The following is a 23,819-nucleotide window of genomic DNA, read 5'->3' on the forward strand; positions in this document are numbered from 1 at the left end:
ATCCATCCGTTAACAGACCGGCTTTACCTGGGAACCTCTACCATAATGTAGGCTTCCACAATATCGCCTTCCTGAATCTGGTCGAAACCATCGAATACAAAACCGCATTCGAATCCGGAACGGACTTCCTTAACATCATCTTTAAAACGCTTAAGGCTTGCCAGAGAACCTTCATATATCTGATCGCCGTCTCTGGTAATTCTCACCTTACAATCTCTCTTGAACTCACCGTCAAGCACATAGGCGCCTGCAATATTTCCCACTGCGGATGCCTTGAATATCTGACGTACCTCCGCGTGTCCGATAACCTTCTCCTCAAATACGGGATCCAGCATACCTTTCATTGCCGCTTCAATATCCTCGATAGCCTGATAGATAACCTTATAGAGACGGATATCCACGCCTTCTCTTTCGGCAGTGGCCTTTGCCGTAGCATCCGGGCGCACATTAAAGCCGATAATAATAGCATTGGAGGTTGCCGCCAGGGTAACGTCGGACTCGTTGATGGCACCGACGCCTCCGTGGATGCATTTTACCACCACTTCTTCATTGGTCAGCTTCAGAAGGCTCTGTTTTACCGCTTCCACGCTGCCCTGTACATCGGCCTTGATGATCAGGTCAAGTTCCTTCAGGTTGCCTTCCTGAATCTGGCTGAACAGATCATCCAGGGACATCTTGGCTTTCGTTTCTTCCAGCTTCTTTTCTTTATTCTGTGTGATAAAGGTTTCTGCATAGGTGCGGGCTTCTTTATCATTTTCATGAGCCAGGAATACTTCGCCTGCATTAGGCACATCGGAAAGTCCAAGAATTTCCACGGGTGTGGAAGGTCCTGCTTCTTTCGCTCTTCTTCCCTTATCATCAATCATGGCCCTTACCTTACCATGGCAGGCTCCTGCGGAAATAAAATCGCCCACATGGAGAGTACCCTTCTGTACGAGTACGGTCGCTACCGGTCCGCGGCCCTTATCCAGCTCCGCTTCGATAACAAGACCTCTTGCCTGTCTGTTGGGATTAGCCTTCAGTTCCATGATTTCTGCTGTCAGCAGTATCATTTCCAGAAGCTGGTTGATCCCTTCGCCCGTCTTGGCAGATACCTGGGCAAATACAGTGCTTCCTCCCCATTCTTCAGGAATCAGTTCATATTCAGCAAGTTCCTGCTTCACTCTGTCAATATTGGCATTGGGTTTATCCATTTTATTTACGGCAACAATGATTTCAATTCCTGCTGCCTTCGCATGGTTGATAGCCTCAACGGTCTGGGGCATTACGCCGTCATCCGCCGCAACTACCAGCACTGCGATATCCGTTGAATTGGCGCCGCGCATACGCATTGCGGTAAACGCCTCATGCCCGGGTGTATCCAGGAAGGTGATCTTCTGTCCGTTTATCTGTACGGTATAAGCACCGATATGCTGGGTGATGCCGCCGGCTTCCCTGTCTGTTACATTGGTTTTCCGGATAGCATCGAGAAGGGAAGTTTTACCGTGGTCAACATGGCCCATAACGCAGATAACCGGCGGTCTGGAAACCATATCCTCTTCGTTTTCCTCATCCTCTTTCAGCAGTTCTTCAATGACATCCACCTTTATTTCTCTTTCACAGATGATGTCATAATCAATCGCTATATTCTCCGCATCCTCATAGGAAATTTCCTGGTTGGGGGTTACGATCTTGCCTTCCAGGAACAGCTTCTTGATGATTGCCGCAGGCTGCAGCTTCATCTTATCGGCCAGTTCTTTGATGGTTATCGTTTCCGGCACGGTGATTACTTTAATCTGCTCTTCCTTCACCTCTTCTTTAACGGGTTCAGGCTTAATAAATCTGCCGGGCTTATTTTTCAGTTTGTTCTTTGCTTCGCCGTCCTCTTCATAGATGAGGTCTTTCTTGCTGCGCTTATCTCTTTCCTGAGCGCTGCGGCGTTTTTCTTCGTCTCTGTGCTTCTCCCCTTCTTTAATGGGGCTTTCGGCAACAAAACCCTTGCCCGGTGCGGGCTTCCTGAATTTATTGTCCATGGAACGCTTAGCGTCCGGCCTTCCGCCCGTACCCTGTGTACGTTCTCCCTGAGGACGGTCGCTATTTCCGCCAGGGCGGCCATTGTTTCCGCCAGGACGGCCGCTGTTTGCATTACGGTTAAAGCCCTGACCAGGCCTCTGACCGCCGTTATAGCCGGGACGGCTCTGTCCTTCCCCGGGTCTTCCCTGGGGTCTGTCGTTTCTGGGGCCTCTTGCATCCGGCCTGCTGCCCTGCGCGCCCTGGGGTCTGTCTGTCCTCGGCCCTCTCTGCTGCTGCCGATCCGCATAGCTGCCCGTTCTGCCTTCATTTCCCGGACGGTTTCCCTGGGGCCTTTCCGGCCTGCTGTCCGGCTGTCTTTCCGGTCTTGCATCACTTCTGTTTTCATTCCGTTCAGCCCTTGCCGCTCTCTCTGCGTTCGCTTTTTCTTCTCTTGCTTTCTGCTCTCTGGCCGCTCTTTCCGCCGCCTCCGCACGTCTGCGCTGTTCCTCCAGCCTTTCATCCGGCATCTGAGGCTGGGAAGGCTTGGTCAGGGGCTTAATCAGCTTGGGCTGTTCAAAACCGATTCTTCCTGAAGAACGGTTCTGATTGCCGTTCTGACGGTTTCCTGCCGTTCTTCCGGCTCCGCCCGCATTATTATTTCCGCGGCCCCCATTGGAAGCGCCGCCTGCGTTTCCTCTGTTTGCGTTATTGGAAGGATGGTTCCCATTGCCCCTTCTGTCTCCATTATTACCAGCTGCTCCGCCTTTATTCCCGCCGGAATTCTGTCTTTGGCCGCCGGTCTGCATTTTGCTGTTATGGGGATTGCTCACAAAAATAATATTTTTCTTTTTCTTTACCGGTGCCTCTCCTGCTTTTTCTTTCCCGTCGGCACCGCCGTCATGAGCCTGAGGCGCAGCAGGCGCCTGCTCCTGTGCCTTTTCATGACTGCCGTTCTGCTCTTTTTCTGTCTTCGTTTCCGGCGTAACGCCTGTCGTCTTCATGGATGCATCTTCCACTATGCGTTTTTCTCCTTCGCTTTTACCAAAATGTTTCTTTACCATCATTGCCGCATCATCTTCCACCGAACTCTGGGCCGCTTTTGCTTCCACCCCTTGGTTCTGGAGAAAGGTAAGAATATCTTTGCTGTGTATATCCAACTCTTTTGCAAGTTCAAATATCTTCGTTTTTGCCATGCTGTTACCTCCGTCTACTTGGCTTCTTCCAAATGTCCGATTAGGCTTTTGGCAAACCCGTCATCTGTTATCGCCAGGGATGCCCTCATTTCCTTTCCCATCGCGTGGCCCAGCCCCTCCTTGGTATCGTAGAGGTAGAACGGCACATGATAGTACTCGCACATATTCCGGAAATTCTTCTTTGTGTTGTCGGAGGCATCGTTTCCCACTATCACCAGGCGGGCGGCGCCGGATTTGACACTTTTTTCCGTCATAAACTCACCGCTGACCACCGCTGAAGCACGGGTTGCGAGACCGAGCATGGATAAAATCTTATTCTGCTTCAAACTCCTCAAACTCCCTTTCCAGACTGTCATAAACTTCATTTGGAATATTCATTTTAAAAGAACGCTCCAATCCCTTGCTCTTCCTTGCCTTTTTCAGGCATTCCATGGATTTGCACAGATAGGCGCCTCTCCCATTTTTTTTACCTGTCACATCGAGGACAATGTCTCCCTCTGCGGTCCTTAAGACCCGCATCATTTCTTTTTTACCTTTCATCTCCCCGCAGCCTACACATTGCCTCATGGGAACCTTCTTATTCATAGTTCTCTCCGTTATCCTCTGTCAGAGTTTCTTCGGAAGTCTCTTCATCCAGCTCCTCATCGAAGGTTTCCTCTTCCGGAGCTTCTGCACTGCCTTCCTCGGAAAGCTCTTCACCGGCTTCTTCATAGCCGTCTTCATACTCTTCTTCGAATTCTCCCTCTTCCTCGTCGTATTCATCATCCAGATAATCTTCATACCGGAATCCGGGAGCATCCTTGGCCTGGGTTTCACTCTTAATATCTATTTTATAACCTGTCAGCCTTGCAGCCAGTCTGGCGTTCTGTCCTTCCTTGCCGATTGCCAGAGACAACTGGTAATCAGGAACCACCACCTTTGCGGTCTTTTCATCGGGATCCGCAAATACAGCTACAATCTTGGCAGGAGAAAGCGCGTTCTGAATGAGATTGCCGGGGTTTTCATCCCAGTTTACTATATCAATTTTTTCACCGCGCAGTTCATCTACAATGGCATTTACCCTGGCTCCGTTCATACCGACACAGGCGCCAACCGCATCCACGTTGGGATTGTTGGACCATACAGCCATCTTCGTACGGCTTCCGGCTTCCCTGGCAATGCTCTTTATTTCCACTGTTCCGTCCTTGATTTCCGTAACCTCGGACTCAAACAGCCTCTTTACCAGTTCAGGATGGGTACGGCTCACCAGAATACGGGGGCCTTTAGGGGTATTCTTCACTTCCAGAATATATACCTTAATTCTTTCCGTAGGCTTGAAAACCTCACCCTTCACCTGTTCGCTTTCATTCAGGAGGGCATCCGCCTTTCCTAAATTAATGCTTATGTTCTTACCCACATATCTTTGCACTACGCCGGTAACCACATCTTTTTCTTTTTCAAAATACTGATTGTAAATAACGCTTCTTTCTTCTTCCCTGATTTTCTGCAGGATGACGTTTTTCGCGTTCTGGGTGGCGATACGTCCAAATTCCTTGGACTTGATTTCCACATGGATTACATCTCCCACCTTTGCCCTCTTGGAAATTTCCAGAGCATCCTCCAGAGCGATCTGCAGGCAGTCATCCTCCACTTCCTCATGTGTCGCCACAATCTCTTTTTCCGCGTATACAAGGAAATCACAGGTTTTCCGGTCGATTTCCACTTTTACATTATCCGCTTTTCCGAAGTGGTTCTTGCACGCTGTAAGCAGAGAATTTTCTATTGCTTCGAAAAGTGTCTCTTTGCTGATTTCTTTTTCCTTTTCCAGAATATCCAGCGCTTCCATTAATTCCTTATTCATTGCTTTAACCTCCAAAAATAATTAAAAATCAAATGCAAGCCTTATCAGCGCGATTTCGGATCTTGCAAAAACTTTTTCTTCTTCCGTTTCTATAATAACGCTGTCTGCATCAAACGATTTCAGGATACCCGTAAATTCCTTCTGCTTATCCCTGGGCTTATAAAGCCGCAGTTCCACTTCTTCACCCAGGCTTTTTTCAAGGTGTTTATCCTTCTTAAGCGTTCTGCCGAGTCCCGGGCTGCTAACCTCCAGGATATATGCGTCGTCTATAAAGTCCACTTCATCCAGCTTATCGGAAAGCGCCCTGCTCACATTCTCACAGTCCTGGATATTCACTCCTTCCGGCTTATCAATGTATGCCCTCAGATACCAGTCACTGCCTTCCTTCAAATACTCCACATCGTAGATCTCCACACCGTTTTCTTCCGCAATGGGAGCGAGCAGTTCTTCCGTACGGTTTTCCACCGCTTTGCCTTTTGACATTCGTTCACCAGATCCTTTCTGTATTCAGTTGTATGTTGCCACATCAATAAAGAAGAGTGGACCGGAAGTCCACTCTACTCTAGTAACCATATTAACCATATAATACTATAGCACCATTGTATACAAAACGCAAGCGCTAATTTCCGGGGGATTCGGGGGTTTTCTCCGTTTCCGATTTCAGATTTCCGATAATTTTCTTCGCACAGGACAGAAATACCACCATTTCTTCTTCTGTAAATCCCTGCCAGATCCGTTCGTCAATGAGCCTGAAATCCTCATATACCTGAGCGGCCCTGTTTCTCCCTTCCTTCGTCAGGACAATCAGGAAAGAACGCCTGCAGTCGGGATGCTTCTCTCTGGTAATATAGCCCGCTTCTTCCAGGCGATCCAGGTTTCTTGACATAGTCGCCACATCCATGAAGCATTTGTCTGCCAGTTCACGCTGAGTCACATGATCTTTCTCATACAGCTTATTCAGGATTCTCGGCTGGCCCGGTGACAGTCCCAAATCCTGAAAATAAGGATGCAGGATCTGCCTTCTGGCGGTTTCCATTTCTACCATGGCTTCTCTTACGTCCCGCTTTTCTATGGAAATCCTGCCATCCATGGATATCTTCTCATCCATTTCCATGTCACTCCCTTTCTCTTTTTTATTGTATCACTTTCGTACCTGTCATTCCAGTTCAAATTGTCCGGTATACAGCCGGTAGTAGCGGCCCTTCTGGGCGAGCAGCTCCTCATGATCCCCCCGCTCGATTATCTCCCCCTGCTCCAGGACCATAATTGCTTTGGAATTGCGGACCGTGGAAAGTCTGTGGGCAATGACAAATACCGTCCGGCCTTCCATCAGAGAGTCCATCCCCTTTTCTATCAGCCTCTCCGTTCGAGTATCAATGGAACTGGTTGCTTCGTCCAGAATCAGCACCGGCGGCCGGGAAATTGCGGCCCTGGCAATGGCGAGCAGCTGACGCTGTCCCTGGGAAAGATTGGAGCCGTCACTGTGCAGCATGGTATCATAGCCTTCCGGAAGCCTGCGTATAAAGGAATCCGCATTGGCGATCCGGGCCGCTTCCCTGATGTCCGCTTCCCCTGCCTTCAGCCGCCCGTAACGGATGTTGTCCGCAATGGTGCCTGTAAACAGGTGTGTATCCTGTATTACCATGGAAAGGGAACGGCGGAGATCCTTTTTGCGGATATTCCTGATATCCAGCCCGTCGTAGGTTATGGTACCGCTCTGGATTTCATAAAACCGGTTGATAAGATTAATAATTGTCGTTTTCCCCGCTCCGGTGGAACCTACAAAAGCGATTTTCTGGCCGGGTTTGGCATAAAGGCTTATTTTATTCAGAATCTTCTTTTCAGGAGTATAACCAAATACCACATCCACAAAACGGACATCCCCCTTTAACGGTACCAGTTCAGAGCTTCCGTCTTCCCGCGGCACCTTCCAGGCATAATCCCTGCCCTCTTCACCGTTTTCTTCAAGCACGCCGTCCTTTTCCTTCACATGGCACAGGGTAATATTTCCTTCATCAATTTCCGGCTCTTCATCCATCATTTCAAAAATACGTTCGGCGCCGGACAGGGCTGCCAGCAGAAAATTGATCTGTTGGGTAAACTGGTTCATGGGCATGGCGCTCTGTCTCACATATACCAGATAGGATGCCAGGCTTCCCAGATCCATCAGGCCCGACAGGACAAACATTCCTCCCACGCAGGCCGATATGGCATAATTAAAATAGGAAAGGCTGACAATAGTGGGAACCATCATTCCGGAATAGGACAGCGCTTTGGTGGACGCCTGCCTGAGCGCTTCATTTCTCCTGCAGAATTCTTCGAAATCCTGTTCTTCATGATTAAATACCTTTTCCACCTTCTGGCCGCCTACCATTTCTTCAACAAAGCCATTGATGCTTCCCAAGTATTTCTGCTGTGCAAGATAATATTTTTTACTGCGTTTTCCATTAAACTGGATAAACAGGAACATGAGAATAAGGAAAGCAATCACGATAAGGGACAGCCTGAAATTCAGGATAATCAACATGGCAATGGTGCCGGTAACCACGATAAAGCTCTGGATCAAAAGGGTAAAGCTATTGTTCAGAGCCTCCGTCAGCGTATCCACATCATTGGTAAAACGGCTCATCAGCTCGCCATGGGTATGGACATCAAAATAAGAAACGGGAAGCTCCTGCGTATGTTCAAACAAATCGCGCCGGATTCGGCCTACTATCTTCTGGCAGGTATGGACCATGAGCTGATTGTAGCCGAGAGTCGCCAGCGCTCCGCAGCCGTACATAACCGCCATCAGCACGATAATACGGATGAGTCCGGGAATATCTCCCGGCAGGATGTATTTGTTGATAACCGGCTTGAGCATATAGGTGCCTATAATATTCGCCAGACTGCTGATGCATACCAGCAGCGCTACCAAAGCCACAGACCATTTATAAATTCCCATGTAATGGAGCATCTTTTTCATGGTTTTCTTTCGATCTTTAGGACGTGCGTATCCATTGTATTTCGCCATTACAAATCAGCTCCTTCCTGTTGGGATTGATAAATTTCCTGATATATGAGATTGTTTTTCAGCAGCTCTTCATGGGTGCCTGTTGCATGGATCTTCCCATCCTCCAGAATAACGATTTTATCCGCATGCGCTACGGAGGAAATTCTCTGTGCAATAATGATTTTGGTAGTCCCCGGAAGGCTCTTTGCCATTCCTTCACGGATTTTGGCTTCTGTAGCCGTATCCACTGCGCTGGTGGAATCATCCAGTATGAGCACCTTCGGCTTTTTCAGCAAAGCCCTGGCAATACAGAGCCTCTGCTTCTGTCCGCCCGAAACATTAACTCCTCCCTGCCCAAGATCCGTATCGTACCCATTTTCCAGCCTGCCTATAAATTCATCAACGCAGGCAATCCGACAGGCTTCTTCGATTTCCTCCTCCGTGGCATCCTCTTTCCCCCACCGCAGGTTATCCCTGACTGTGCCGGAAAAAAGTGTGTTTTTCTGCAGCACCATGGCAATGGCGTCACGCAGAGGCTTCAGAGGATACTCCTGCACCGGATAGCCATCGATGCGGATCTGACCCTCCGTCACATCATAGAGGCGCGGGATCAGCTGCACAAGCGTAGTTTTCGCAGCGCCGGTTCTTCCGATAATTCCGATTGTCTGCCCGGCCTCCATTTTAAGGGATATATCGGACAGCACATATTCCTTCGCCTGGCTGCTGTATTTAAAATACACATGATCAAATTCGATATCTCCCTTTTCCACCGTGATATCTCTGGCGTCATCTTCCGTAATATCAATTTTTTCATCCATCACTTCAGTAATACGTTTCCATGAGGTAAGGGAACGGGTAAACATCATAAATACATTGGATATCATCATCAGGGAATTGAGCACCTGAAGGACATAGCTCAAAAATCCGGTCAGTTCTCCTACCTTCATACCTCCCGCCAGAATCAGATTCCCTCCGAACCAGAGGATACAAAGGATCGTGGTATACATGACAAACTGCATGGCAGGCATATTCAGGGATGCAACACGAAACGCCCTTTCCGAGGTTGTCTGCAGGCCGGCATTTACTTCTTCAAATTTTGAAAGCTCATAATCGCCCCGCACATACGACTTTACCACACGGATAGCAGTCAGATTCTCCTGGATGATCCTGTTTACCAGATCCACAGCCTTCTGCATCCTGGCATAAAGAGGACGGACATGGCTGATAATAAGGAATAAAAGGATTCCCAGAACCGGAGCCGCTATCAGAAAGATCACGGCAAGCTCCTTATTGATATAAAAAGACACGGCAATAGCCGTTATCATCATTACGGGCGCCCTGCACGCAGGCCGCATACCTGTGGAAATGGAATTCTGTATATTCGTCACATCTCCTGTCAGCCTTGTTACCAGGGAAGAGGTCCGGAACCGATCCGTGTTGGCAAAGGAAAACTGCTGCAGCTTCAGATACTCATTCTTACGGATTTCCGCACCCACTCCCTGCCCGCACACCGCAGCGAATCTGGCGCTGCCTACACCCAGCACCATGGATATCACCGCGCAGGCCGCCATCATAAGCCCCTTCTCAAAAATATAAGCTTTATCCCCGTTAGCGATTCCCACATCCACCATATCCGCCATAATAAGAGGAATAATCAATTCCAAAAAAGTCTCCAAAACAATACAAAACACCGCCAGGGCAGTAGCCGCCCTGTACTTTTTCATGTAAGAAAGCAAACGTTTCATATTACCTCCATTTTCTGTTACAATAGTTGCATCTGCAATTATTGTATGCGCACATTATTTTTTTGTCAATACTGTATGGCTGGATTGTATCAACAGAGGGGACTTTTTACTACAATTATATGGACTATTTTATCGTTTCGTGGTAGACTGTATATAGTTATATATCGAAATACTGTTTTTTCGCACACTCCGGCTGTTCCTGTTTTCCCGGAATGTCCAAAGCAGGCGGGAGGGAGAAGAAATGTTGGATGAAATAACAGACTGTGCAGTATCCGGCTGGCTGCAGGATGTTTTTTTAAAGGATGAGGAATATCAGAAGCTGGGAGAAGAAGAAAAGAAGGCGGCTGTGGAATGTTACCGCCGTCTCCCTGAAGAATATCATAATGTAGTAGAACAGCTGATGGACTGCCATAACAGCTGCTGCGGGAAGCTCATTGACCTGGCTTATAAACAGGGGATGATTGACTGCGCTCAATTATTGAGAGAACTAAAGATTAAATAATTTATAAAAGGCTTTCCGGGGCGGTAATAAATAGTCCAGCCGGCAATCAGGCGGCTGGATTATTTTGCAGCAGGATAAGTGTATTTTTTTTCGTAAGTATACCGTTATCGTTCTAATCTTTTCTTGCAGTCCAACAATTCATAAATTTCAGTGAGAGGTTCGATCGTCTTTATATCGAACACTACAGGAAAGGTAGGAAGCTTGCCCATTGTATCGGCGTCTCCAATCAGCTGTTTTGTTTTTTCGCTCACATTGGCATTTAAAAGTTCCATACGGTTCTTTTCCTTAAACCAAATCGCCACGCTGAAATACCCTTCATAAACATAGAGCCAATAAAGTGTTTTCTCTTTTTTCGTTCCCCTTTTGGTCGTCCAAAAATGCTGTCCTCTGGCAAACCATGCCTTGTATGGGGTATACCATTGCCACTCCTGTTCCATTTCCAAATTGGGCAGAGCATCCTGAAGAGCTTCATATGCTGCATAACTGCCGCCCAATATATTCTCCAGCATTTCTCTAGTCGGCATCACTTCGGGGTTTTTTAGCTGTAAATTTTCATTGCTGTTCATCTTGTGTACTCCCTATTTTTTATAATATAAATCTTATTGCTGCGAACCCATATTTATCTGAAATGAAGAATTACAAACGAACTGTCCCCGCCTTTATCCCAATGATGTAATGCCAAGCTCTGTAAGCAGATTATGATACCTGGTTACTTCCAATTCAGCTGCGGGGAAATTTCTACTTTTTTTGAAATCATTATACCATACGCAGTTACCGTTTTCATCATTATTAATATGTTCTCATTTTTGTTGTATATCCATTATTTTCCTGTTTAGCATATAAAAACCTCCAAACTTTGAGACGTTTGGAGGTTTGGGCAACATATCTTAGCGGGTATTGCTTCCGGATTCACACCCGATATTTTTGTATCTCATGCAGGATATCATCTACTTTGTTATGTACAGCTATTGCGTTCTGAACGGTTTTAATAACAGATGGAGGTGCATCCATACAATATTTATAAATATAGTCCGTGTACCTTTGCCTGTAATCTGTTAATGCGTTGTATCCGCTTACAGGATTGTACCGCGGCTCTTCCCATGATGTTAAGGGTGTTCCGGCAGGAGCCCCTATTTCATCTAAACTGAACACCGGTACAGGACTTAAAGCATAGCCATATTCAGTACCGCTTAGAACTCCTGCATCATGTAAAGTAGCAAGAATCGTAGTAAGATCACCTTGCTGCAGCTTCGTCATATCATACTTTTCTGCCAGTCTTTTGTATAATTCTTCTTCCGACTCAAAGTTTTCTTCAGGCCATAAGCCTTTTGGCGAAATATTTCCTTCTACCGTTGGATAATAATCATTATCAGAAGATATACCACAAGGGACACAACGTCTTTTGAATTCTTCAAGAGTCATCATGGCCCTTGAAGCTTTTTGATTTTCCTGTACATAAGAAGTATATGTTGTTGGCGTTACGTAATTAATATTCATGCGATTTGCTCCCTATCATCGTACAATTTATCGTACATTGAATTACAATCCGGATCCAGGAAGAATTCTTCTGCTTTAAGAAAAAATATAATCCATAACATTATCCAGTTTCTCATAAACAGATGATTGCTTCATAAAAAAATCAGAAAGCTCCGGGTATTTATTTGCTTCTCCCCTTTGAAGTATTGCGTAAATATGAAAGGAACTCCTTATATCCATGTCATCAGGATTTGGGGAATTATACCAGCTTGTAATTGTATTTTCTTTACTGGCTACCCATACAGGCATATATTCACCACATTTAGCCTCTTCATCCGTGATCACTCCCATTTTTTTAAGATCATTCATAAACGCAAGCGTTTTTTTATCACCAATCTTTAGTTCTAAAGAACCATATTTCTCTTTTAGATATTGTTTTTGTTCTGCATTGATGCCATATCGTTCTTCTTGTCCTGAATCATTAACAAAAGTTACAGAATCAAGGACTTGTCCAAAAAAAGATTTCTCATTTTTAAGATTATTGGAGAATACAGTCTTAAAAGGATTACAGCTTCCAAGTCCTCCCAGAGAATTAATCATAACCAACCTCCTTTTCCCAATACGTTTTTACGTTACTCTATGTATTTCGTCTTAATAGTATATAAATTAACATCCATTCGGCAGTTTTAGTAATTTTATTTTTTAGTTTTTACTTATACAATAACTTATTTATTTTGTTTATGAAATGTTAGTTAATATATATACTTTAAAAGCTACCTCTTATCGGCAGCTTTTAACTTAAGGCTGATTATATCGTTAATTATTTTCGGGCAATAAAAATGCCTGCAAGCCGTATAATTACGAACTTCCAAGCACTTTTCGGGTTGGGCTGTTAAATTAACAGTCAACAGCTCGTAGGGGAATCGAACCCCTGATTCCGCCGTGAGAGGGCGGCGTCTTAACCGCTTGACCAACGAGCCATTTTCCTTCATGCAGGTTTATTTCCTGCGTGACACTTGTATATATTATAACAAGTTTCCAAAAAAAGCAAGTACTTTTTTCATTTTTTTCTCAGCCTTTTTTATCGGCCGGAAAAACCCTGCTGTTTCCCACGATTTTCTCCACATTCTATACCTGAACTGCAGTAGAAAACCAAAATCACAGCCTGTTTTTCCGGCCGGTCTCATTATAACATCAGCCTATTTATTATTCATTTCCATGAGTATTGTTTCAGAAGTTTCCGATATTCCTCATAGTAGTCACAGTTTTCAAAACGGAAGGATTCCGGCATGGCCATGATTTCCTCGCGGGAATATTTCTCCAGCACAGGTTTGAGGATATATTCCTCTTCCATACGATAAAGAACCCCTCTTAACTGAAACTGCAGCTCATACTTCAGTTCTTTGGAAAAATCATCCGTATACCGCTTTCCGATTTCATCCATAAACTCATCTGCAATCTGCATCTGTCCGTAATGAGACCACTTCTTACGGATTTCAGATACAAGCTTCATCCATCCGGTATCATTTCCAGGGTAAGCAAGTCCCATCCACTGGGCATCTTTATAGCTCCACAATGTCCAGGAAAGACTGTGTTTTTGAAACAGCGACAAGGTCTCATCCAGCAGCTGCATGGTAAAGGACAGATCATCCTTTTTAATATCCACTCCCGCCTCCCCGCAAAGTGCCGGCCTTCCGAAGGTATCCCGAAGAGCTGAAAAGCCGCTTAACTGCTCGTCCATTTTCCGGACTCTTTCCGCCGCGTCATAATCCTTGTTTGTCAGATTTTCATCCCAAACAGTAGGATAAAAATGGAAGGTAAGCGCCGTTTGTTCATCCCGGGGCAGACGGATATCCGTAAAGTCCATGGAGAAGAAGTCCCCTTCAATAAATATGATATGATTGGGATCCACTTCCCGCACCGCCGTCGTCACTTCTTCAAGGAAAGCATTCAGCAGCCCTTCCTTTTTAGGCATTAAAAACGGTTCATTCAGAAGATCATACCCCAGAAGGAACGGTTCCTCCTTATACCTTGCGGCAATCGCCTTCCACAGCTTCACAATCTGCTCCTGAAAAATGCGGAAATGCCAGAACTGAGGTATCCCGGTCATATTGTCGGAATGCCAGTCCGGGTTCTGCCCGCCGGGCGTTGTATGCAGATCAGGCATGAGGAAAATCTCATATTTCGTACACAGTGCCAGCAGCCGGTCCATATAGCGGAAGCCTTCCTCTTTGTAGGTATGGGGATTCAGGTCATCTATAAACAGCCTGTAGCTGAAGGGAACGCGAAGCAGATTCACTCCCATTTCCTTCAGGAAACGGAAATCTTCATCGGTGAGGAAATTCAGAATAAAAGATTCAAAAAATTTCTCTCCGTCTTCTTTTCCCAGCACCTCTTCAAAAGTCTTTCTTATCTGAGCATCCGTTCCGGGAAGCCCGAGCATGAAATGCTCCATATTCAGCCAGGAACCCACGCCCAGTCCGGAAAACAGAATCGACTCCCCTTTATAATAGAATTCTTTTCCCTTTACTTTTACAAAATCCATAACCACTTATTCCTTTTAAAATGTTAATTCTTCCAGACATCCCTTTTTTACAAAAACAGGAATGGCATCTATGGGAGCATCACAGGTAATCATGCATCCGCCCTTGTATACGTTTCCGTCATTTAAGCTGCGCCATTCACCCTCCGGCAGATACAGAGTTCTTTCTCTCTGCTTCTCATAAAGAATCGGGGCAACCAGGATTTCGGGGCCAAACATGTACTCATCTTCTGTTTCCCAGCATTTCCCATCCTCCGGGAAATCATAGAACAGGGGCCGCATAACCGGAGTACCCTTTTCGTGGGCTTCGCTCATAAGACGTTTTACATAAGGAAGCATTTTTTCACGAAGCTCCAGATATTTCTTACAGATTCCGTACACCTCGTCACCATAACTCCACACTTCATTTTCCGCACCGCTTATTGATTTTCCTCCTCCGGTAGTGCCAAGGGGTTCCTTGAAGGGTTCGCGGAAACCATGCAGGCGGAATACAGGACAGAAGGCGCCGAACTCGAACCATCTTACCAGCACTTCCTTGAAATCCTCATCATAAATATTACCGCCGTGGAAGCCTCCGATATCCGTTGTCCACCACGGAATACCTGCCAGTCCCATATTAAGCCCGGCGGCGAGCTGGCTTCTTAATGAACGGAAGCTGGAATCAATGTCCCCCGACCACACAAGAGCGCCGTATTTCTGGCTCCCTGCCCAGGCACAGCGAAGCAGGTTGACTATGTTTTCCTGTCCTGCCTCTTCCATTCCCTCATAGGCCATTCGGGCATATTCTCTGGGGAAAACATTTCCGATTTCCAGATCGGAGCCCAGGTAAAAGCGATGGTTGCTGTATTCATAATTGGTGAATTCCGGTTCCGCTTCATCCAGCCAGAAAATACGGATGCCATCATCATAATAATTTTTCTTGATCTTGTCCCATACAAATTTTCTGGCATCCGGATTGGTAGGATCAAAAACAGCGGCATCTCCCAGCTGATACATTCTCTTTCCGAAATCGTTGCGGCTTAAATAGCCCAGTTCTTCCATTTCCTTATAATTTTCACTCTCCGAGTCCACTGTGGGCCAGATAGATACCATAAGCTTGATGCCCATGCTCTCCAGTTCTTCCACCATGGCTTTCGGATCCGGCCAGTAATCCTTATCAAATTTCCAGTCTCCCTGATGAGGCCAGTGGAAATAATCGGCTACGATAACAGAAATGGGCAGTCCTCTTCTCTTATATTCCCTGGCTACCTCCAGCAGTTCCTCCTGGGTCTGATAACGGAGCTTGCACTGCCAGAACCCGCAGCCGTAATCCGGCATCATGGGAACCTTGCCTGTGGCATCTGCATAAGCTTCCTCGATCTCTGCCGGTGTATCCCCCACAGTGATCCAGTAATCCATCTGTCTTGTGGAAAGCGCAGTCCACTCTGTCAGGTTTTTTCCGAAGGTTACACTGCCTATGGCCGGATTATTCCAGAGCATGCCGTATCCCTTATTAGAAAGGGCAAAGGGTATACTGGCCTGGGAATTCCGGTGGGCAAGTTCCACCACGCAGCCCTTCATATCCATATAAGGCTGCTGATACTGTCCCATACCGTAAATTTTTTCTCCGTCATTGGGTTCAAACCTTACGGTCAGTTTATAATTTTCGGTTCCCATAATAGGAGTAAAGGTACGGGGGCTGATTTCCAGTGCGCTGTTAAATTCCCCTTCCACATTTTCCCGGAACCGGTTCCTGTCAAATTCCTCCAGAAGGAGCTCCCCTTTCTGGTTATAAAACTTGATTTTCCCTGTCACCATAAGCTCACAGCGGATTTTGCCGTTTACAATAGAAGCACTTTTTCCATCCGTCTTCAGTTCCGGTGAACTGGCCATTGCCGGAAGAAGTGCGGAAGTTTCCTCATCCCTGTTAAAGGTATGGTTCTGCGTAGCCCTTATGCGCAGACTGTTGGGTCCCCAGGGTTCAATAACAAGAAGCTCTTTGTCCTGTCTGCAGTAAATTTTGTTGTCGATTATCCTGATCATATGCCCTCCTTATATTTGATGCTTAAAAAGCTGCTGTTCCCATGATACAGGAACATTTTCTTTTTTCATAAGTACATTATATTAATTACAGAACAGGATTTCTTTCTGATTCTTGACCTTTTCTTTAAGGATTTTGACCTTTTCTGTTATCTATTGCATCTTGCTTCCCGCCATTCCTCAAGCAGCTGTTCTATCGTCTGCTGCCGCTTATCACGTTCTTTGCTAACAGCCTTTTGGGCCACATTAAATAATTCTTTGCTTACTTTCCACTCCTCAATACACTTATCCCGGTCATTGCCGAACAAAGCGAATGCAGTCGCACCCATTGTATAAACATTGGTAACTTCATCTATGACTGCACCCAGCTGATATTCTTCCGGGGACATAAAGCGTGAGCTTCCCCATAATCTTCCTCTTTGATTAATATAGGGGGTTTTTGAATAAAAATCCACATCGCAAAGTATGGTTTTGTGTCTGCCAAAATCATACATAATGCTTCCATCATAAAAATCGATAGCCACATATCCCTTTTTTGCTGCATGGATATGGAATTCAAGGATTTCCTCGAAAACCTGATACCTTGTTTCCAGTGTCATCTGTAAAAATTTCTGGCGTGAACGCGGATACATCGGGTGCATACACTCCGCGTCACTCCACTCGAATATCATGGCAAAGCCATCGCCGATTTCTTCGGACGCAATCAATCGGATAAGGTTCGGATGAGCTAAGTCATGATAAACAGGCTCTGTGCATTTAAGGTTCGCAACAGCTTCCCCGGCACTGACGCAGGCTCTGGCAGTCGGCGCACCTGCAAACTTAATAAAATATTTTTTTATTCCATCTGTCACTCCAAAACAGATATTGCCTGAATCCTGGTTGTCAAAAACCTTGAAAACCTTGCCATATTTACTGAGAAACGAAAAGTCAAATGGGGCTTTGAGTTTATACGGGATTCCATCCGTGTATTGAATATAAAAATCTTTCAGATACCATTTCATCAAGGGTGAACGCCCATCTTTCAGATCCCGGGCAATTTCCTCATTCCAACGCATCGCCTCCGGTAAATCATCGGGATTATGATATTTCTTCCATACAATAGATGTAAGTGCGGCAGTAATGATATAATATGTTAACACATCCCAAAAAATCTGTGGTGGCTCCCCGTCAAAATAGCCGCGCACTAATCCGGTAGAAAAATATGCATTGCCGTTCTCTCCGAATGTCTTAAAATCATACCATGGATCCCCGCAGTTACCAAATTCCTCATCAGGCGGATCGATTACATAAATTTCACTATCAGCGCTGACCATTAAGTTACCTTCATGATAATCCCCATGAAGAAAGCATTGCGGACGTCCACGCAATAAAGAGCGATTATGTTCCATATAATCAATCACAATATCACTGCCCTCAAATAAGATTCCGCTGGAGCAATATTCATCAATTCGTTCATCCATTACCGCAAAGTAACGTTTCTCCCAATCCAGCATATCTTCAGGCGCCGTCAGCTCATGTATTTTCCGCAAAACCTTCCCAGCCTTAAGTCCCAGAAGATACTGCTCTGTTGTGGACATAAGAGACATAACTTTTTCGGCTTTCTCCCCGTCCATACATTTTGCTTTAGAATAAGATCCACATTCATTGAATTTAATAACCAAATCCATTTCCCCCCCTTATTAACTTTCCAATTAAAAATCAGGGGCCGGTGCCTGATCACCAGACTATCCGGTCCCTGAAAACATTTATTATATAGCAAAATCAAACAGACTGATCTGGTTGGATTCCGGCAGATCACCCAGCAGCTTCAGATCATCCATCAAATCAACAACCGTCTTGGAAACCTTGGTCCGCTGCCTGAAATCATCCTTGGAAAGGAACGGTCCGTCCTTGGCCGCCTCCACAATGGCATCAGCAGCCTTTTCCCCCAAACCGTCGATACTGTTCAGGGACGGCATGATCTTGTCATCCACCACCTGAAAACTCCGTGACTGAGCCGAAAAGATATCGATAGGCACAAAATCAAAGCCTCTGGCGTACATCTCCTGCACCACCTTCATATCTCTCGCTGCATCCTGTTCTTTTTTGGAAAGGACATCACTCCGGCGTTTATAATCAGCCATAACCGATTCCAGATGCTTCTGCCCCTGACACATCAGCTCATAGGAAAAGGCGGAGGCACGGATACTGAAAAACGCGGCATAATAAGCCAGAGGATAATTCACCTTGCAATAGGCGATACGCCAGGCCATCATAACGTAAGCAGCCGCATGGGCCTTGGGGAACATATATTTAATCTTTTTACAGGACCATATATACCAGTCCGGCACATTGGCCGCCAGCATGGCCTCTTCCATTTCCGGCTTAAGGCCTTTACCTTTACGCACGCTCTCCATTATGGTGAAGGCAAGGCTGCTTTCCACACCCATCTCAATCAGATAGAGCATGATATCATCCCTTGTACAGATGGCGGTGGAAATGGTCGCCTTCCCTTCCTTAATCAGCGTCTGGGCATTTCCCAGCCAAACATCCGTACCATGGGCCAGACCCGCAATACGCACCAGATCGGAAAAGGATGTGGGCTTGGTATCAAGAAGCATCTGCATGGCAAATTCCGTACCGAACTCCGGTATTCCCAGCGCCCCCAGCAGACAGCCGTCGATTTGTTCCGGCGTAATTCCCAAAGCATTGGTATTCTGGAACAAAGACATTACCTGCGGATCATCCAGCGGAATTGTGGTGGGATCCACCCCGGTGAGATCCTGCAGCATACGGATCATGGTAGGATCATCGTGTCCCAGTATATCCAGCTTCAGCAGGTTATGGTCAATGGAATGGTAATCAAAATGGGTCGTTACCGTATCCGTTGTCATATCATTGGCCGGGTGCTGCACCGGTGTAAAGGAATTGATCTCTTCTCCGAGAGGAAGAACAATGATACCGCCCGGATGCTGTCCCGTACTTCTGCGGATTCCGGTACAGCCTGTTACAATCCGGTTGATTTCACAGGTTCTTTTCTTGGAGCCTCTTTCCTCATAATAATTTTTCACATAGCCGAAGGCTGTTTTATCGGCCAGCGTGCCTATAGTTCCCGCACGGAAGGTCTGTCCTGCTCCGAAAATTACCTCCGTATATTTATGGGCCTTACTCTGGTATTCTCCGGAGAAGTTCAGGTCGATATCCGGCTCCTTGTCTCCCTTAAATCCCAGGAATGTTTCAAAAGGGATATCAAAACCGTCTTTTTCCAACGGTTCACCGCATACCGGACAGGTTTTATCCGGCATATCACAGCCGGCCTTGCCGGTATAGGCTTTTACATCCGGGGAATTAAAATCATTATAATGGCATTTCATACAGTAATAATGCGGGCTTAATGCATTTACTTCCGTGATTCCCGCCATGAATGCCACGAGCGAGGAGCCTACGGAACCACGGGAGCCAACCAGATAGCCGTCCTCCACTGATTTCCATACCAGCTTCTGGGCTATGATATACATAACCGCAAATCCATTCGTGATAATGGAGTTCAATTCTTTTTTCAGACGCTCCTCCACGATAGTCGGCAGTTCTTCCCCGTACATTTCGTGGGCTTTATTGTAACAAATATCCGTCAGTGTCTTATCGCTGTCCGGGATGACCGGCGCACACTTATCAGGCCGTACGGGAGAGATTGTTTCTATCTGATCCGCAATCAGGTTCGTGTTGGTAATCACCACCTCTTCCGCTTTATCACTTCCCAGATACTGGAATTCCTCCAGCATTTCTTCTGTGGTGCGAAGATACAGAGGCGCCTGATCATCAGAATCCTTGAATCCTTTGCCTGCCATGATAATCCGGCGGTATACCTCATCCTCCGGATCCAGGAAATGCACATCACAGGTAGCGACCACTGGCTTATTATACTGTTCTCCCAGAGCCACAATCCGTTTATTCACTTCCTGAATATCTTCGATGGAATTTATATTCCGGATCTTTTCCTCATTGATCATGAATTTATTATTTCCGGAAGGCTGTATTTCCAGATAATCATAAAAATTCACTATTCTGGCTATATCCGCATCGCTTTTTTCGTCCAGCAGGGCCCGGTACAGCTCCCCGGCCTCACAGGCACTGCCGAGTATCAGCCCTTCCCTGCATTTCTGGAACAGGCTCTTTGGCACGCGGGGCCTCTTCGCATAATAGGTCAGGTGGGATTCCGATATCAGTTTATACAGATTCACTCTTCCCGTATTGTTTTTAGCCAGAATAATAGCATGATAGGTAGGCAGTTTTTTTACAATATCCGGATTGGAATCTCCCAGGGCGTTCACTTTGGCCAGAGTATCCACATCATCCTTCAGTAGTTTATCCGACAGCTTAATAAAAATCTCTGCGGTAGCCTCCGCGTCATCCACGGCGCGGTGATGGTTTTCCAGGGATATTCCCAGGCTTTTGCACACTGCATCCAGCGTATGCTTCGCCTGATGGGGCAGAAGGACCCTGGCGATTCCCACGGTATCCACATATGTATAGTCGAAAGGAAGCTGCTGCCTTTCCGCATTTTCCCTGATAAAGCTGATATCAAAGCTGGCGTTGTGGGCCACGAGAACGCATCCTTCACAGAATTCCAGGAACCGGGGCAGGACCTCCTCTATCACAGGGGCTTCCATAACCATTTCATCATTGATGCTGGTGAGCTTTTCGATTTCAAAGGGAATTGGCACCTGGGGATTCACAAAAGTGGAAAACCTCTCTGTAATTTCTCCATTTATGACCTTGACCGCCCCTATTTCAATAATCTTATTTTTGATAGGGGAAAAACCTGTGGTTTCAATATCAAACACCACATAGCTTCCCTTAAGGGGCTGTCCTTTCCCATTGGTGACTATTTCCTTCAAATCGTCCACCAGGTAGGCCTCCACCCCATAAATCACTTTGAAAAAATCATTTTTATCAGGATTGGGATCTCCTGCATCTTTTCTTTTGCCCTTTTCTGCCTTCCACAGATCATCGATAAGATGGTTTGCATCGGGAAACGACTGTACCACGCCATGATCCGTGATGGCAATCGCAGGATGTCCCCACTGATAAGCCCTCTTCACGATATCCTTGGCTTCCGATACCCCGTCCATATCGCTCATTTTGGTATGGCAGTGCAGCTCCACCCTTTTGCGCACGCTGTGATCCATACGGCTGTGTGTGAAATCGCTGATTTTCTTGACTCCTACGATGGAACCTATGGTCAGTTCCCCGTCGAATTTGTCAATCATGGTGATTCCCTTTATTTTTACAAAGGCGCCCGGCTTGATTCCTTCACAGATTTCCGCTACCTGTTCGTTTTTTGCGAACATTTTAATCGTCATGGTATCAGAAAAATCCGTCACATCAAAAATGAGAATCGTTCTCTCATTCTTAATTTCTCTTTTATCGAGATTCAGGATTTTCCCGCGGATAGCCACCTCACCGATTTCACCCATGATATCTTCAATGGCAATGGCTTCTTCTTCAAAGTCTCTGCCATAAAGGACATCGGGATTATCAGAACGCTTGGCAGACTTGAAAAAATCGCCGTCTCCCTTGAACTTTCCCTTTCCTCTGCCAAAGCCGCCGGACTTCTTTCCGGAAAAGGTCTTTCCTTCCAGTCCGGGTCCCTTAAGGACTGTTCCGGTATTGGGGGCCTTGCCCTTAACCGTCCCCCCCTCAAAGGGAGCTCCCTGGGCATTCCCATCCTGTCCGCCTTCTGCCCTGGCGGCATTCTGCGCCGCTCCGGCCAGATAAGCCTCATAAGCGGTATCCGCCTTCATAGGATCCGCCTGTCCGCCGTTTTGGGCGGCTGCAGAAGGCATCTGCTGATATCCTTCTCCGTCCTGACCGCCGCCGTGCTTGGAACCGACATAGCGCGAAGCGATCTCCGCCACTCTGCGGGCTATGAAAATATCGTCCTCCTCCTTGAACCTTCCTGTCCGCGCCTCCCGGTACTCCACAAATACATTCACAGGCAGGCCGCAGCGTTCAAAAAAGACCTTTTCCAGAATCCTCGTCAATTCATCACTTTTGGTTCTGGCGAGCACAGTATCCTCAATGCAAAGATTCATGCGTCCCTCCTCCGGGAATGAAATCTCCGCATTTTTAAACATACTGTACATCAAATGGCTGTATTCCTGCAGTTCCAGCAGGATGCTTTCCCGGTAAACCTCCAGAAGCTTTTCCGGGTTATACTGGGAAGAAAGACGATATTTTTCATATATTTTAATAGTGATATTGCAACCGGAGAAAAGCTGCTTTTTGATCTCCTTTTCCACCGTAAAAATATCTTCCTTCTGTATCAAACGATCGCTGGTCAGATAAATCCGCACAAAATCCTTCTGTTTCGTAGCCGTTACCCGTTCTATACAGGTCTGCTCAAACAGACTTTTCAGCTTGTTTTCCAGTTTTAATCCGGGGAATACCTCAAAAAAAGCCTTTGCCATTTATGCCTCCCAATGCAGCAGTTCGTCGCGGAGTACCGAAAGGAGCTCCTCTTCCGGGACTTTACGTATAATCTCTCCTTTTTTAATCAAAAGACCTTCTCCAACGCCGCCTGCAATTCCTATATCCGCTTCCCTGGCCTCTCCGGGCCCATTTACCGCACATCCCATAACAGCTACCTTCACGCCGTCCAAAGGGATATCCGCCACCATGGCCTCCACCTGATTGGCAAGGCCTATCAAATCAATTTTTGTCCTGCCGCAGGTAGGGCAGCTCACCACCTCGATACCGCCCTTGCGGAGTCCCAGAGTGCGCAGCAGCAGCCTGGCCGTGCGGACCTCTTCCACCGGATCCCCTGTCAAAGATACACGTATGGTATCACCGATTCCCTCATAGAGTATGATTCCCAGGCCTATGGACGATTTAATATTCCCGCTCCACAGGGTTCCCGCTTCCGTAATTCCCACGTGCAGAGGATAATCCGTTTTCTGCGCCAGTATTTCATGAGCCTTGATGCACATGAGGACATCAGAGGATTTGATGCTTATTACCAGATTGTCATAATCCAGATCCTCGATCATTTTCACCTTATCCAGGGCGCTCTCCACAATCCCTTCCGCCGTAACGCCGCCGTATTTCTCCACAAGCTGCCGTTCCAGGGATCCGCTGTTTACGCCTACCCTGATGGGAATATTTCTTTCCTTCGCCACGCTTACAACAGCCGCCACATTTTCCTTCCCACCGATATTGCCGGGATTGATGCGGATTTTATCCGCTCCGTTTTCCATGGCTGCAATGGCCATTTTATAATCGAAATGAATATCCGCCACAAGCGGGATGTGGATCCTCTTTTTAATCTCCCTGATCGCCTTGGCCGCTTCCATATTGGGGACCGTGCTGCGGATAATATCACAGCCGGCCTCTTCCAGGCGGAGGATCTGAGCCACAGTCGCCTCCACATCCTCGGTTCTTGTATTGGTCATGGACTGAATCAGCACCGGATTCCCGCCGCCGATTACCCTGTCGCCTATTTTTACTTCTCTGGTATGTTCTCTGTACATAAACACTCTC

17 protein-coding genes and 1 tRNA gene are annotated in these 23,819 nt (G+C 46.6%); 1 reads left to right on the plus strand and 17 read right to left on the minus strand.

Annotated features, from left to right (window positions below; genetic code table 11):
• Window positions 1-23: 23 nt before the first annotated feature.
• The 8 genes from infB to BLA28_RS28560 all read right to left on the minus strand — a co-directional run bounded on the left by infB (window position 24) and on the right by BLA28_RS28560 (window position 9,762).
• Window positions 24-3,185 (minus strand): translation initiation factor IF-2, encoded by a 3,162-nt coding sequence (gene infB, locus BLA28_RS28525; protein WP_071699672.1) that lies wholly within the window; start codon window positions 3,183-3,185, stop codon window positions 24-26.
• Window positions 3,186-3,199: 14 nt separating this feature from the next.
• Window positions 3,200-3,511, minus strand: a complete 312-nt coding sequence (locus tag BLA28_RS28530; protein ID WP_009253040.1) for a L7Ae/L30e/S12e/Gadd45 family ribosomal protein — start codon at window positions 3,509-3,511, stop codon at window positions 3,200-3,202.
• Window positions 3,498-3,770, minus strand: coding sequence for an RNase P modulator RnpM (gene rnpM / locus BLA28_RS28535; protein ID WP_016360258.1), 273 nt, complete (start codon window positions 3,768-3,770; stop codon window positions 3,498-3,500). Before rnpM ends, BLA28_RS28530 begins: the two co-directional genes overlap by 14 nt.
• Window positions 3,763-5,025: a transcription termination factor NusA gene (gene nusA, locus BLA28_RS28540; RefSeq protein WP_009253042.1), complete on the minus strand. Its 1,263-nt coding sequence runs from the start codon at window positions 5,023-5,025 to the stop codon at window positions 3,763-3,765. The genes rnpM and nusA overlap by 8 nt, the downstream gene beginning before the upstream one ends.
• 21 nt (window positions 5,026-5,046) lie before the next feature.
• On the minus strand, window positions 5,047-5,508 hold the full coding sequence (locus BLA28_RS28545; RefSeq protein ID WP_069157322.1) for a ribosome maturation factor RimP: 462 nt from the start codon (window positions 5,506-5,508) through the stop codon (window positions 5,047-5,049).
• A 136-nt stretch (window positions 5,509-5,644) separates the two neighbouring features.
• On the minus strand, window positions 5,645-6,133 hold the full coding sequence (locus BLA28_RS28550; RefSeq protein ID WP_081329995.1) for a MarR family winged helix-turn-helix transcriptional regulator: 489 nt from the start codon (window positions 6,131-6,133) through the stop codon (window positions 5,645-5,647).
• Window positions 6,134-6,181: 48 nt separating this feature from the next.
• Window positions 6,182-8,038, minus strand: a complete 1,857-nt coding sequence (locus BLA28_RS28555) for an ABC transporter ATP-binding protein (protein WP_069157321.1) — start codon at window positions 8,036-8,038, stop codon at window positions 6,182-6,184.
• Entirely contained in the window at window positions 8,038-9,762 is a 1,725-nt protein-coding gene (locus tag BLA28_RS28560; protein WP_069157320.1) for an ABC transporter ATP-binding protein, read from the minus strand. The genes BLA28_RS28555 and BLA28_RS28560 overlap by 1 nt, the downstream gene beginning before the upstream one ends.
• Before the next feature lie 241 nt (window positions 9,763-10,003).
• Between BLA28_RS28560 and BLA28_RS28565 the strand changes: the two genes are divergently transcribed.
• Complete coding sequence (locus BLA28_RS28565; RefSeq protein WP_009253047.1) at window positions 10,004-10,264, plus strand: hypothetical protein; 261 nt, start codon at window positions 10,004-10,006, stop codon at window positions 10,262-10,264.
• Between the two features lie 104 nt (window positions 10,265-10,368).
• On the opposite strand, the gene BLA28_RS28570 is transcribed toward BLA28_RS28565, so the two are convergent.
• The 9 genes from BLA28_RS28570 to ispG all read right to left on the minus strand — a co-directional run bounded on the left by BLA28_RS28570 (window position 10,369) and on the right by ispG (window position 23,809).
• Entirely contained in the window at window positions 10,369-10,830 is a 462-nt protein-coding gene (locus tag BLA28_RS28570) for a DUF3788 family protein (RefSeq protein ID WP_009253048.1), read from the minus strand.
• A 343-nt stretch (window positions 10,831-11,173) separates the two neighbouring features.
• Complete coding sequence (locus BLA28_RS28575; protein ID WP_069157319.1) at window positions 11,174-11,761, minus strand: hypothetical protein; 588 nt, start codon at window positions 11,759-11,761, stop codon at window positions 11,174-11,176.
• A 75-nt stretch (window positions 11,762-11,836) separates the two neighbouring features.
• A complete protein-coding gene (locus tag BLA28_RS28580; RefSeq protein ID WP_069157318.1) occupies window positions 11,837-12,340 on the minus strand; it encodes a hypothetical protein in 504 nt (167 codons plus the stop codon).
• 308 nt (window positions 12,341-12,648) lie between these two features.
• Window positions 12,649-12,720: transfer RNA gene (locus tag BLA28_RS28585), tRNA-Glu, on the minus strand.
• A gap of 230 nt (window positions 12,721-12,950) precedes the next feature.
• Window positions 12,951-14,285, minus strand: a complete 1,335-nt coding sequence (locus BLA28_RS28590; RefSeq protein WP_069157317.1) for a glycoside hydrolase family 5 protein — start codon at window positions 14,283-14,285, stop codon at window positions 12,951-12,953.
• Between the two features lie 15 nt (window positions 14,286-14,300).
• Complete coding sequence (locus BLA28_RS28595) at window positions 14,301-16,304, minus strand: glycoside hydrolase family 31 protein (RefSeq protein ID WP_069157316.1); 2,004 nt, start codon at window positions 16,302-16,304, stop codon at window positions 14,301-14,303.
• 146 nt (window positions 16,305-16,450) lie between these two features.
• Window positions 16,451-17,968 (minus strand): aminoglycoside phosphotransferase family protein, encoded by a 1,518-nt coding sequence (locus BLA28_RS33265; protein WP_081329983.1) that lies wholly within the window; start codon window positions 17,966-17,968, stop codon window positions 16,451-16,453.
• An 81-nt stretch (window positions 17,969-18,049) separates the two neighbouring features.
• Window positions 18,050-22,750, minus strand: a complete 4,701-nt coding sequence (locus BLA28_RS28610; RefSeq protein WP_069157315.1) for a PolC-type DNA polymerase III — start codon at window positions 22,748-22,750, stop codon at window positions 18,050-18,052.
• Complete coding sequence (gene ispG / locus BLA28_RS28615) at window positions 22,751-23,809, minus strand: flavodoxin-dependent (E)-4-hydroxy-3-methylbut-2-enyl-diphosphate synthase (RefSeq protein ID WP_044968320.1); 1,059 nt, start codon at window positions 23,807-23,809, stop codon at window positions 22,751-22,753. It abuts the gene before it with no gap.
• Window positions 23,810-23,819 lie beyond the last annotated feature (10 nt).

Source organism: Eisenbergiella tayi, from assembly GCF_001881565.1.
GTDB lineage: Bacteria > Bacillota > Clostridia > Lachnospirales > Lachnospiraceae > Eisenbergiella > Eisenbergiella tayi.